We start from the raw sequence: 12,710 nt of genomic DNA, 5'->3' as shown, positions 1-12,710 counted from the left end.
AGCTTGGTCCCTTGGATGTCGAAACGCATTTGCAGCTTAGAAGCGCCTACGATGTCGGGGTCGGCAATGTTCCTTACGATGAGGAAGCCCGCAGGCGCTTCGACCATCATCTCAAGGCGGTTGAACTCGGCGCAGGACCTATACACACGCTCGCGTTAGCGCGAATCTACGTAATGGGAGCGCTTGAAGTTAAGCCGAACCTGAAGGAAGCAGTTCGCTGGTACAAGCACGCGATCCAGCAGGGCAGCGTCGAGGCAGCCCATGAGCTGCAGAGGCTGTACAAACATATCGAGAATCTGGAAAGGCAGTCACGCAAGGGCGGAGTGACGCAGCTTCGCCACCCACGACCGCCGTCATCGCCCGCGAAGGCGGGCGATCCAGTACGCCGGGACGGCAATGACTGAGAGGATAGGCCGCAGCGTACTGGATACCCCGCATGCGCGGGGTATGACGACGTCTCACCGCTACTTCTTTCCCGGCTGCCCGTAGCTCAACAGCCCGCCCTTGCTCTTCGGCGGATGGGCGCGCAGGCCTTCCTCGTTGGGTTCGGTGCCCCAGCCCGGCCGGTCCGGCATCACCAGGTAGCCGTCGACGATGTCGGGGACATGGGTGAACAATTCGTGGTCCCACGCCAGCCGGTCGATGTCGGTCTCCATGATGCGCAGGTTCGGCACCGCGGCCGAGAAGTGCGCGTTCATCATGGTGCAGAGGTGGCCGTAGAAATTATGCGGCGCGACGTTGATCTCGAAATGCTCGGCGGCGGCGGCGATCTTCATCGATTGCCAGACCCCGTTCCAGGGCGTGTCGATGATCGCGACGTCCAGCGCCTGCTCATTGAAGTAGGGCAGGAACTCGCGCAGGCCCAGCAGCGTCTCGCAGGACGAGATCGGGTGCGGGCTCTGGCGGCGGATGTAGCCCAGCGCCTGCGGGTTGAAGGTGTCGATCTCCACCCAGAACATGTCCATGTCCTTGATGGCCCGCAAAATCTTGAGATAGCCCTCGGTCTTGGCGTTGAAGTTGAGGTCGAGCAGCAGGTCGACGTCGGGGCCGGCGCCGTCGCGGATCGCCTCCAGATGCATGCAGAGATTGCGCAGCACCGTGCGGTCGACATTGATCTCGGGTTCGAACGGGGTGCCGAAGCCGGGCCGCCAGCCCTGCGGCTTGCCGTCGCTGTAGACGAAGATGTTGGTCTTCATCGCCGTAAAGCCCTTCTCGCGCACCTCGCGGCCGATCGCCTTGACGCCGTCGAGATCGGTGATGGCCGGCTTGAAATAATCGGGGTGGTTGATGCGCCAGGTCGCGCAATGCGACCAGTAGACCCGGATGCGGTCGCGGACCTTGCCGCCGAGCAGTTCGTAGCAGGGCACGCCCAACGCCTTGGCCTTGACGTCGAGCAGCGCGTTCTCGATCGCCCCGATCGCCAGCGCCACCACGCCGCCGGCGGCCGGCCGCGTCGCCGCAAACAAATCCGCGTAGATCCGCTCGTGCTGGAACGCGTTCTTGCCGACCACCCGCACCGCCAGCCGCTCGATCGCCGCGGTCAGGCCGGGCGCGCCGAAGCCCTCGTCATATTCGCTCCAGCCGACCAGGCCGTCCTCGGTCATGATCTTGACGAAGTGGTAGTTGCGCCAGCCGGCGTCGCAGGCGAGCGTCTCGACGCTTCTGATCTGGGTGGCCTTTTTCATGGTTTCCTGCCCCGGGACTTGTTGTTGTTGGCCGAGTACAACAACGGATCGGCGGGGGCGTCAATTGCCGGGCATGTCGGCGACGTGGAATGGCTAACCCGCCGGGGGAAACAGCGTCGGCTTTCGCCGTTCGAACACCTGCCGGCCGTTCTTGAATCCCATCAGCATGTCGGGCAGTTCGGCGATCGCGTTGGTGCCGCTGTCGGTGTCGAGGATGACGAGGTCGGCCGGGTTGCCCGGCGCGATGCCGTAATCCCCAAGGTTCATCAGCCGCGCGGGCAGCTCGGTCACGAGGTCGAGGCAGGCGTCGAATTCGCTGATGCCGGCATGGGCGACATTGGCGTAGAAATTCGCCATCCGCAGCAGCGAGGCGTCACCGAACGGCGTGAACGGATTGAGCACGTTGTTGGTGGCGATCGAGCACACGACGCCGTTCTCGACCAGCCGATGCGCCACCGTCAGCCCGCGCGGCGAATTATGGGTGGCGTCGCGACCCATCAGATAGAGATCGGTCGCCGGCAGCACGGTGACGGCCACGCCGCACTCGGCGAGGCGCGCCGTCGCCGCCTTCAGCCGGCCCGGCGGCAGCGCCGACAATTTGGTGGCGTGGCCGATCGCAACCCTGCCCTGGTAGTTGCGCCGTTCGGTCTGCCGGCAGACCTCGTCGAGGTGCCACCATGACGGGTCGAGGTCGAAGTCGAGGTGCAGGTCGATGTCGACGTCGAATTCCTGCGCCAGGTCGAAGATCCGTTCCAGATGCGTGTCCGGATCGGTGTCCATGTAGGGGCAGCCGCCGATCGCCTCGCCGCCATCGCGCAGGGCGGCGACCAGCAGTTCCTCGGCGCCGGGATCATTGGTCAGGCCTTCCTGCGGAAACACGCAGATCGACAGATCGATCGCCCAGGCATAATCGCGCTTCAGCGCCTTGATCGCCGCAAAGCCGCGCAACGCGATGCGCGGGTCGATCTCCACATGGGTGCGCATCCGCGTGGTGCCGTGCACGATGGCGCGCTCGATCACCTGCGCGCCGCGCGTATAGACGTCCGCCACCGTGAATTCGCGCTTCATGGCCGCCACCGCTGCGATCGCTTCGGCAACAGTGCCATGGTCGTGGCCGCAGCGGCCGAGCAGGCAGGCCTTGTCGAGGTGAATGTGGCTGTCGACAAAGCCCGGCAGCGCGAGCTTGCCGCCGACGTCGATCTCGGTGGCCTCGCAGTCGAGACGGGGTTCGATGGCGATGATGCGCCCGCCCGCGACGCCGATATCGACCGGGGTCGCCGAGGTTCGCGTCCGGGCGTTGCGGAAGATCAGGTCAAAGGCGGTTTTCGCGTGCATGGCGCCGGCGGGCTGGAGGAGGGCCCAACGTAGCCGAAGCGGGCGCGCCGGGCAGCTCCAGATTGTGTGCAGTTTCTTGGCTGGATTGTCCAAAATATGTGCATGCAGTTTCCTGGACAGATTGTAGTGTTGCCGCATCAGGAGAAGCCGCGATGTCTGTTGCCGCCAAAGCCGAAACCAAGGGAATGTCGGATGCCCAGGTGGTCGAGGCCTATCTCATCGCGTCGATGATTCCGGATCCCGATGCCGCCGCCGCCTACATGAAACCCGGCACCGTGATCACCTTTACCGGGGGACGGGAGTTCGACCATCCGCGCGGGCCGACCGGCTTCAACGCGCGGCGCTACCGTTGGGTCAAGAAGAAGATGGAGCGCTTCGACGTCTGCCCCGGCGCCGACGAGACCGTCGTCTACAGCATCGGCACCCTCTACGGCGAATGGATCGACGGCACGCCGTTCGAAGGCAACCGCTACGTCGACCGCTTCGTGGTCAGCGGCGGCCGGATCGTGAAGATGGACGTCTGGAATGACAGCGCCGAGCGCATTCTGGTACAGCGGGGGATTGAGGCTTAGAGCTCTCGTCATTGCGAGGAGCGAAGCGACGAAGCAATCCATTCTTCCTTTGCGCGGTAGCATGGATTGCTTCGCTGCGCTCGCAATGACGGTGCTACCTCGTCCTGATTACCTTCGGCAGCTTCACCACGCGCCCGCGTTCGCCTTCCTCGGCATAGGGCGCAAGAATTTCCAGCAAATCGCGGCCGCGTCGCGGGGCAGGGGCGACCAGCGCGCGGTTGGCGACCGAATCCAGGTGGCTGTGCATCAGGCCCATGACCTTCGCCTCGTCGCCCTTTACCAGTGCGGCGATGATCGCGCGGTGCTCGTTGATCGCGCATTCCGAGGAGTGCGGACGGCTGTACAGCGACAGCGTCAGGCAACAGCGATAGGCGACCTCGCTGACATAGCGCACCAGGATCGGGCTGCTGGTCATGTTGGCCAGCAGGATGTGAAACTCGGTCGCCAGCCTGATCGACACCGCGTCGGTGCCGTCGCGGGCGCGGTCCTCGGCGTCGACATGGGCGTTCAACTCGGCGACCTGGCCCTTTGTCAGCTTGCCGGCGAGTTGGCGCACCACCAGGCGCTCAAGCTCGATGCGGATGTCGAAGGCGTCGCGGGCCTCCTGCCAGCTCGGCGTCGCCACTACGGCGATCCGGTTGCGGCGAAGTTCGACGAGGCCCTCCGCCGCCAATTGTCCGAGCGCATGTCGCGCAATGGTGCGGCTGACGCCGAAGCGTTCGCCGAGCGAATCCTCAGGGAGTTTCACGCCGGGTTCCAGCGCCTGCTCGATGATGGCGCGGCGCAGCGCCCGGCAGATCACGCCGACCTTGTCGGACGTCGCAGCGGTACTGCTGGCGGAGCGGGACGCCATCGGCGAATCCTTTGGGGCGACGTGCGTCGAACGGAAACATCGTAGCACAATTGGGCGACAATTGAGCGCCTCAATTGCATGCAGTTCAGCGGGCAAACTGCACAAAAGGAATCCGGCGTTTTTGGCAGATTCGGCGATGTCACTGATTTTGAACGCGGGTTTCGCTGGCATCCGGCTTGCATGCACTCCCTTTCATGATGCGCATGCAGCCACATTCCGAATTCCGGGGATCGCCGGTTCCCGGCCCGGCAGCGCCGATTGCGATCGAATTGTCGGAAGCCTCCGTCACCTTTGGCCGCGGCGCGCGGGCGGTGCCGGCGCTGTCCACCACGACGCTGCGGATCGCCGACGGCGAGTTCGTTGCGCTGGTCGGGCCGTCCGGTTGCGGCAAGTCCACCATCCTGCGGCTGGTCAGCGGCCTGGTGCAGCCGACTTCAGGCGTGATCGTCGTTGGCGGCAGGGAAGTGGCCGCGCGCGCGCTGCGCGTCGGCATGGCATTCCAGAATCCGACCATGCTGCCGTGGATGACGATCGAGCGCAATATCATGCTGCCGCTCAAGATCGTCGAGCCGTTCCGCTCGAAGTTTCGCAAATTGCGCAAGACCGAATTCCGCGACAAGGCCAACGCGCTGCTGGAGCAGGTCGGCCTCAAGGGATTCGGCACCCGCTATCCTTGGCAACTCTCCGGCGGCATGCTTCAGCGCGCCAATCTGTGCCGCGCGCTGATTCATGAGCCGCGCCTGCTGCTACTCGACGAGCCGTTCGGCGCGCTCGACCAGTTCACGCGGGAAGAGCTGTGGTCGATCCTGCAGGAGCTCTGGATCGCGCACCGGCCGACTGTGCTCCTGGTGACCCATGATCTGCGCGAGGCCGCCTTCCTCGGCGGCCGCATCTGCGTCATGAGCGCGCGGCCCGGCCGCATCCTCGACGACAGCCGCGTCGCCTTTGCCCGCCCGCGCACCATCGCCATGACCTTCGAGCCTGATTTCGTGGCGCTCAATCAAAAGCTGCGCGCCTTCATCGTCGACGCCAGAGCCGCCTCGAGCAAAGCGGCCGCAGCCCACGGAGAGGCCTGACATGCCCGATCTCGATTATCGGCAGAAGGCCTGGTCGGCGGGACTGATCGTGATGTTCTTCGCGGCGTGGGAATTGTTCTGCCTGATGACCGGGATGTCCGATCTGGTGCTGCCGCGCCCCTCGCAGGTGCTGGTCACGCTGGTCGAGAAATTCCCGATTCTCTGGCCGCATATTCTGCAGACGCTGGCGACGACGATGATAGGCTTCGTGCTCGGCGTCGGACTCGGCGTCCTGCTTGGTGTGGTTATTGGCGTTTCCAGGACCGCTTACGATACCGCCTATCCGCTTCTGGTGGGCTTTTCGTCGATTCCAAAGGTCGCGGTGGTGCCGATCTTCGTGCTCTGGTTCGGCTCCGGCTCGGTGCCGGCGGTGCTGACCGCGCTGTCGATCTGCTTCTTCCCGATCGTGGTCAACATCGCGACCGGGCTGGCAACCACCGAACCTGAACTCGAGGACGTGCTCAAGGCGCTCGGCGCCAGCAAGTTCGACATTCTCTGGAATGTCGGCCTGCCGCGAACCATGCCGTTCTTCTTTGCCTCGCTGAAGGTCGCGATCAGCTACGCCTTCGTTGGCGCCGTGCTTTCCGAGACCGTCGCCTCGAACCGCGGCATCGGCAATGTGATGATGACCGCGTCCTCCAACTTCAACGTGCCGCTGGTGTTCGCCGGCCTGTTCGTGCTCGCCGGCCTCGGCGTCGCGCTTTACGTCGTGTTCTCGGTGATCGAGGGGCGCGTTACCGGCTGGGCCACCCGCAAGAACGACCTGATCGCGACCTGAGAGATACTCCAACCGCCATCCAACCCCGTCGAGGAGATCGCCATGTTGAAGAAAGCAAGTGCCGCGCTGTTGGCAGTAGGCCTGTTCGCAGGCGCCGCCGGCGCCCAGGAGACCACGATCAAGTTTACGCTGGGGTGGAAAACCCAAGGCAGCGACGCTGCGTTCTTCTATGCCAGGGACAACGGCTACTTCAAGGCGGAAGGCCTCAATGTCGTGATCGACCAGGGCGAGGGTTCCGGCGCCACGGTGACCCGCATCATGTCGGGCGCCTACGACGCGGGCTTTGGCGATGTCAACGCCATCATCCAGAATGCCTCGACCAGGCCGCAGGACGCCCCGGTCATGGTCTACATGATCTGGAACCAGCCGCCGTTCGCGATCGTCACCAAGAAGACCAGCGGCATCAACACCATCAAGGATTTCGAGGGTCGCACCCTCGGCGGCGCGCAGGGTACGCCGACCACGCGGCTGCTGCCGGTGTTCGCCCAGAAGAACAAGCTCGAAGGCGAGAAGATCAAGATCTCCAACATGGCGCCGAACCTGCAGGAGCCGATGTTGATCAAAGGCGACATCGACGCTGCGCTGGTGTTCAACATCACGAGCTACTTCAACCTGGTGCTGAACCGCCAGGATCCTGACAAGGACTACAAATGGTTCTCGTTCGGCGATTACGGGCTTGATCTCTATTCCAACGGGCTGATGGTTTCGCGCAAGCTGTTGGCCTCCAACCCGAAGGCCGTTGCCGGCCTCGTCCGCGCCGTCAACAAGGCGATGATCGTCGTCGCCAGGGATCAGAACGCCGGAATGAAGGCGGCGCTGAACTACGACAATCTGATCAACGTCGACGTCGAGAAACGCCGGCTGCAGTTCTCCTTCGACAAGCTGATCGTCTCGCCCGAAATGAAGGAGATCGGCGTTGGCGACGTCAAGGATGACCGCATGGCGCGGGCCATTGGAATCATTGTCGAAGGCTACCAGCTGGCCCGCGCGCCCGCGCCGTCGGAAATCTTTTCGCGCGAATTCCTGCCGCCGCGCGCCGAACGCGAGCTGGTGTATACGGCGAACTGAAGCCTTTCGTCATTGCGAGCGAAGCGAAGCAATCCATATCCCTGCATCGGAAAAGATGGATTGCTTCGTCGCTTCGCTCCTCGCAATGACGAGAAATGGGGCATGCCCATGGAAGTCGCTGCGCATAGCCTGTTCTCCGGCTCCGAACGCGGTCTCGTCGAAAACGTCGTGCTGCGGCACGACGACGGCGTCATCACCGATATTGCTAGCTTAGCGCTGCCAGAAACCGGTCCGCGCACGCTCGTCCTTCCCGCCTTCGTCAACGCCCACGACCACGCGCGCCCGACCGCGTCCTCGTTCGGCGCGCTCGGCATGCCGCTGGAAAGCTGGATCCTGCGCTCGGCGCTTGGTACGCCCGTCGATCCCTACCTGACCGCGGCCTCCGCGCTGGCGCGTTCGGCCCGCGCCGGCTGCGCGGCGATGATGATTCACTACACCCGTCCCAGCGGCACGATGCCGCTGGTCGAGGAATCCATGGCGGTCGCGCGGGCGGCGTCCGACGTTGGCATTCGCATCGCCTTCGCCATCGCCGTTCGCGACCGCAATCCGGTGGTGTATGGCGACGAGGAACCCGTCCTGGCCGGATTTGCCGGCGACGATCGCAAGGCGATCGAAGCGTTGTTCGTCCGCGCACCGATGTCGCCGAAGGCCTATATCGATCTGACGGAGGCGATTGCCGCGGCCATCGCGGGTCCGATGGTGGACGTGCAGCTCGGCCCGGCCGGCGTGCAGTGGTGCTCGAAGCCGCTGCTGGAGGCGGTGGCGGAGAATTCGGCGCAGACCGGCCGCCGCGTCCACATGCATCTGCTCGAGACGATCTATCAGCGCGCGTGGGCGGACCAGAATTTTCCAGGAGGCGTCGTGCGTTACCTCCGCGACATCGGCCTGCTGTCGGAGCGGCTGACGCTGGCGCATTGCATCCACGCCCGGCCGGACGAGATCGAGATGATCGCGGCGTCGGGCGCGCGCATCGTCACCAATTTCAGTTCCAACCTGCACCTGCGCTCCGGCCTCGCGCCGATCGCGGCCGCGCACCGATGCGGCTGCGCCATCGCGGTCGGTGTCGATGGGTTGGCGCTGGACGAGGACGACGACATATTGCGGGAGATGCGGCTGGTGCAGATGATGCACGGCGGCCTCGGTTTTGAGCGAACCTGGACCCCGGCGCAGTTCTTCGGTCTTGCCGTCGCCAACGGCCGCAAGGCCACCGGCGCCCCGGGATCGGGCGCTCTGGCGTCCGGTGCGCCCGCCGACTTCGTCACCATCGATCTCGACCGGCTCGACCGCGACCGGATCATGCCGGTCGATCCCATGGATCTCCTGTTCGCGCGCGGCAATGCGTCGTTGCTGCGCGATGTGGTGGTGCATGGGCGGCTGATCGTCAGCGATGGCCGTTGCGTCGGGGTCGATCTCGTCGCCATCGAGCAGGAGCTGCGGGCAGTTTACCGCGCCAGTGCACGCAAGCTCGCCGGCTTCCAACGTGCATGGCCGCCGCTGTCCGCGTCGCTGCAAGGCTGGTTCGAGGCGCAGCTGGATTGCCGCTGACGGGCAGATGCTACCCGATGGATAATTCCGCAGTGCGGAACAGCGATCGACTTGTATCGGTACCCCAGCAGGGTTGCGTGGTCACTACCGTACCTCCATCGGCAGGCGGCGCCGGGGCATGGGGAAGCAGGTGCGCAAGCCGGTCGCGGGGGGCTTGCCATTCTGTTGATGTCCTTGGCATTCAAGGCGCTTGGCGAATCCTCTCGGATCGTGCTCGATCCGACCAGGAGAGGCCGCTGGACGGGAACCGGGATGTCGTTTCACAAGCTGCTGATCGCCAATCGCGGGGAGATCGCCCTTCGCATCGCCCGCGCCGCGGGTGACGCCGGGCTCGCCACCGTCGCGATCTATTGCGCCGACGACGCGCAGTCGATGCATGTGCGGACCGCCGACGCGGCCCACGAAATTCCCGGGCGCGGCGCGCGGGCCTATCTCGACATCGAGGCGATGATCGTGGCGGCAAAGGCGACCGGATGCGATGCGCTGCATCCCGGCTACGGCTTTCTCAGCGAGAATGCCGCGCTGGCGCGGCGCTGCGCCGCCGAGGGCATCGTCTTTGTCGGGCCGTCGCCGGAGGCGCTCGACCTGTTCGGCGACAAGGCGCAGGCGAGGGCGCTGGCGAAGCGATGCGGGGTGCCGGTGATCGACGGCACCGACGGGCCGACCAGCCTGGAGGAGGCGGCGGCGTTCCTGGCGGCGCAGGGACCGGGGGGCGCGGTGATGATCAAGGCCATCGCCGGCGGGGGCGGGCGCGGCATGCGCATCGTCGATGACGCCTCGATGCTGGAAGAAGCCTATGCGCGATGCCGGTCCGAAGCGATGGCCGCGTTCGGCAGCGACGGCGTCTATGTCGAACGCCTGATTCGCAACGCCCGCCATATCGAGGTGCAGATCATCTGCGACCAGCACGGCGCCATCAGCCATCTATGGGAACGCGAATGCACCATCCAGCGCCGCAACCAGAAGCTTATCGAGGTGGCGCCGAGCCCGTCGCTGAGCGACGCCTTGCGGGTGCGGATCATCGACGCCGCCAAGGAGCTTGCCGCGGCGGCGAACTACGACAATCTCGGCACCTTCGAGTTTCTCGTCGATAACGACGCCAGGGTAGCCGACAAGGCTTTCGCCTTCATCGAGGCCAACCCGCGGCTTCAGGTCGAGCATACCGTTACCGAGGAAGTGCTCGACCTCGACCTTGTGCAGTCGCAGCTTGCCGTCGCCGCCGGCGCCACGCTTGGTTCACTCGGTCTCGCCCAGGCCTATATCCCGAAGCCCCGCGGCTATGCGCTGCAGCTTCGCGTCAATATGGAGGTGATGGACGAGGCGGGCGGGACGCGGCCGACCGGCGGCACGCTTGACCTGTTCGATCTGCCGGCTGGCCCCGGCGTTCGCGTCGACACCTTTGGATATTCGGGCTACCGGACCAGCGCCGCCTTCGATTCGTTGCTCGCCAAGGTCGTCGTGCATGCGCCGGGCGGCGAATGGGCCGATGTGGTGCACAAGGCGGCGCGCACCCTGCGCGAGTTCCGGATTGCCGGCGTCGCCACCAACATTCCATTCCTTGCGGCGATCCTGGCCCATCCGGATTTCGTCGATAACCGCCTCTCCACCGGTTTCGTCGATACCCATGTCGCGGCGCTGGTCGCCGAGGCCGGCAGGATGGCGGAGGCTTCGGCGGAAGCGGCGCTGGTTGAATCCGGCCGCGCGGCCGGCGACGTTGCGCCGGCAGCCGGTGTGGCGGGGCCGGCAGGTTCGGTGCCGGTTCCGGCGCCGCTGCAGGGCACCATCGTCTCGGTCGAGGTGAGCGAAGGCGACCTCGTCCGTCCCGGTCAGCAGATCGCCGTGCTCGAATCCATGAAGATGGAGCATCTGGTGACGGCGCCGCACGGCGGCAAGGTGGTCAGGGTCGCGACCGCGGCCGGCGTGACGCTGATGCAGGACGAGGCGATTCTCTATCTCGAGCCGGCCGAGATCGACGCCGAGGATGCCGCCGAGGCAGCCGATGTCGATCTCGACCACATCCGGCCCGACCTGGCCGAGCTGATCGAACGTCATGCGATCACGCGCGATGAAAACCGCCCGGCCTCGGTCGAGCGCCGGCGCAAGACCAACCAGCGCACCGCGCGCGAGAACGTCGCGCAGCTCGTCGATGACGGATCGTTTGTGGAATACGGTTCGCTCGCCATCGCCGCCCAGCGCCGGCGGCGCACGATCGACGATCTCATCCGCAACACGCCGGCCGACGGCCTGATCGCCGGCGTCGCCACCGTGAATGCGAAAGCGTTCGGCGCCGACGCCGCGCGCTGCATGGTGATCTCCTACGACTATACCGTGCTGGCCGGCACCCAGGGCCACATGAACCACAAGAAGATCGACCGCATGCTGGGGCTGGCCGAGCAATGGCGGCTGCCGCTGGTGTTCTACGCCGAAGGCGGCGGCGGCCGGCCCGGCGACACCGACCGGCTCGGCATGACCGGCCTCGACGGGCCGTCCTTCGTGCAGTTCGCGAAACTCTCGGGGCTGGTGCCGGTCGTCGGCGTGGTGTCCGGCTATTGCTTCGCCGGCAACGCCGCGATGCTCGGCTGCTGCGACGTCATCATCGCCACGAGAAACGCCTCGATCGGCATGGGGGGCCCGGCGATGATCGAAGGCGGCGGCCTCGGCGTCTATCATCCGGCCGAAGTCGGCCCGGTCTCGTTCCAATCGCCGAACGGCGTGATCGACATCCTGGTCGAGGACGAAGCTGAAGCGACGTCGGTGGCGCAGAAGTACCTGTCGTATTTTCAAGGCGCGATCGCCGACTGGCGGGCGCCGGACCAGCGCCTGCTGCGGCAGGCCGTCCCCGAGAACCGCCTGCGCGTCTATGACATCCGAACTGTGATCGATCTGCTGGCCGACCAGGGCTCGGTGCTGGAAATCCGCCGCGATTTCGGCGTCGGCATGATCACCGCCTTCATCCGCATCGAAGGCAGGCCGTTCGGCCTGATCGCCAACAATCCAAGACACCTCGGTGGCGCGATCGACGCCCCGGCCGGCGACAAGGCCGCGCGCTTCATGCAGCTCTGTGACGCTTTCGACATTCCGCTGCTGTCGCTGTGCGACACGCCGGGCTTCATGGTCGGGCCCGAAGCGGAAAAGACCGCGATCGTGCGCCATGTCGCGCGCATGTTCGTGACCGGCGCCAGCCTTACCGTGCCGCTGTTCGGGATCGTGCTGCGCAAGGGCTACGGGCTCGGCGCGCAGGCCATGATCGGCGGCGGCTTCCACGCCTCGTTCTTCACGGTGGCCTGGCCGACCGGCGAGTTTGGCGGCATGGGGCTGGAGGGCTATGTGCGGCTCGGCTTCCGCAAGGAGATGGAGGCGATCGAGGATCCGGTGGCGCGCGAGGATTACTACAAGGCCAAGGTCGCCGAGCTCTATGCCAACGGCAAGGCGGTCTCGATCGCCTCGGTGCTCGAGATCGACGAGGTGATCGACCCCGCCGACACCCGCCACTGGATCATGTCGGGCCTTCGCTCGGTGCCGAAACCGGAGCCGCGTACGACGAAAAAGCGACCTTGTATCGACGCGTGGTAGGGAAAGCTCTCTCTCGTCATTCCGGGGCGATGCGAAGCATCGAACCCGGAATCTATTTCACCACAGAGCGTGCAGCCCGATGGATTCCGGGTTCAGCCCCGTGGGCTGCCCCGGAATGACGATGCGTCGCCCCTGCACGCAAGCGTTATTTGCCAGTCGGACTGCGACACGGTAACGCGACGGGCAAATCACCCAAAACCTGTCCAGCCCTCGCGACAAAAAGAT

10 protein-coding genes are annotated in these 12,710 nt (G+C 65.3%); 7 read left to right on the top strand and 3 right to left on the bottom strand.

Annotation, left to right across the window (positions count from 1 at the left end; all coding sequences use genetic code 11):
• Positions 1-11 precede the first annotated feature (11 nt).
• Positions 12-404: a hypothetical protein gene (locus tag Q0D31_RS04730; protein WP_291845783.1), complete on the top strand. Its 393-nt coding sequence runs from the start codon at positions 12-14 to the stop codon at positions 402-404.
• A gap of 60 nt (positions 405-464) precedes the next feature.
• Here Q0D31_RS04730 and Q0D31_RS04725 read toward each other — a convergent pair whose 3' ends face one another.
• Positions 465-1,685, bottom strand: a complete 1,221-nt coding sequence (locus tag Q0D31_RS04725) for a mandelate racemase/muconate lactonizing enzyme family protein (RefSeq protein WP_291845782.1) — start codon at positions 1,683-1,685, stop codon at positions 465-467.
• Between the two features lie 93 nt (positions 1,686-1,778).
• Positions 1,779-3,020, bottom strand: coding sequence for an amidohydrolase family protein (locus Q0D31_RS04720; protein ID WP_291845781.1), 1,242 nt, complete (start codon positions 3,018-3,020; stop codon positions 1,779-1,781).
• A 152-nt stretch (positions 3,021-3,172) separates the two neighbouring features.
• Here Q0D31_RS04720 and Q0D31_RS04715 point away from each other — a divergent pair, with 152 nt between their 5' ends.
• The gene (locus Q0D31_RS04715) at positions 3,173-3,592 is read left to right on the top strand and encodes a nuclear transport factor 2 family protein (protein WP_291845780.1); all 420 of its coding nucleotides are present in this window, start codon (positions 3,173-3,175) and stop codon (positions 3,590-3,592) included.
• Between the two features lie 94 nt (positions 3,593-3,686).
• Here the strand turns inward: Q0D31_RS04715 and Q0D31_RS04710 are convergent, their stop codons facing one another.
• Positions 3,687-4,445: a GntR family transcriptional regulator gene (locus tag Q0D31_RS04710; RefSeq protein WP_291845779.1), complete on the bottom strand. Its 759-nt coding sequence runs from the start codon at positions 4,443-4,445 to the stop codon at positions 3,687-3,689.
• 203 nt (positions 4,446-4,648) lie between these two features.
• Between Q0D31_RS04710 and Q0D31_RS04705 the strand changes: the two genes are divergently transcribed.
• The 5 genes from Q0D31_RS04705 to Q0D31_RS04685 all read left to right on the top strand — a co-directional run bounded on the left by Q0D31_RS04705 (position 4,649) and on the right by Q0D31_RS04685 (position 12,485).
• Positions 4,649-5,521 carry an ABC transporter ATP-binding protein gene (locus Q0D31_RS04705; protein WP_291845778.1) on the top strand — a complete coding sequence of 291 codons (873 nt, stop codon included), beginning with the start codon at positions 4,649-4,651 and terminating at the stop codon, positions 5,519-5,521.
• A gap of 1 nt (position 5,522) precedes the next feature.
• Positions 5,523-6,299: an ABC transporter permease gene (locus Q0D31_RS04700; RefSeq protein WP_291845777.1), complete on the top strand. Its 777-nt coding sequence runs from the start codon at positions 5,523-5,525 to the stop codon at positions 6,297-6,299.
• A gap of 42 nt (positions 6,300-6,341) precedes the next feature.
• Positions 6,342-7,367 carry an ABC transporter substrate-binding protein gene (locus Q0D31_RS04695; RefSeq protein ID WP_291845776.1) on the top strand — a complete coding sequence of 342 codons (1,026 nt, stop codon included), beginning with the start codon at positions 6,342-6,344 and terminating at the stop codon, positions 7,365-7,367.
• A 102-nt stretch (positions 7,368-7,469) separates the two neighbouring features.
• Positions 7,470-8,912 carry an amidohydrolase family protein gene (locus Q0D31_RS04690; protein ID WP_291845775.1) on the top strand — a complete coding sequence of 481 codons (1,443 nt, stop codon included), beginning with the start codon at positions 7,470-7,472 and terminating at the stop codon, positions 8,910-8,912.
• A gap of 252 nt (positions 8,913-9,164) precedes the next feature.
• Positions 9,165-12,485, top strand: a complete 3,321-nt coding sequence (locus Q0D31_RS04685; RefSeq protein ID WP_291846778.1) for a carboxyl transferase domain-containing protein — start codon at positions 9,165-9,167, stop codon at positions 12,483-12,485.
• The last annotated feature ends 225 nt before the right edge of the window (positions 12,486-12,710 follow it).

The sequence above is a fragment of the Bradyrhizobium sp. genome, from assembly GCF_022844465.1.
Classification (GTDB): domain Bacteria; phylum Pseudomonadota; class Alphaproteobacteria; order Rhizobiales; family Xanthobacteraceae; genus Bradyrhizobium.
This window is presented reverse-complemented; position numbering and strand designations above follow the sequence as displayed.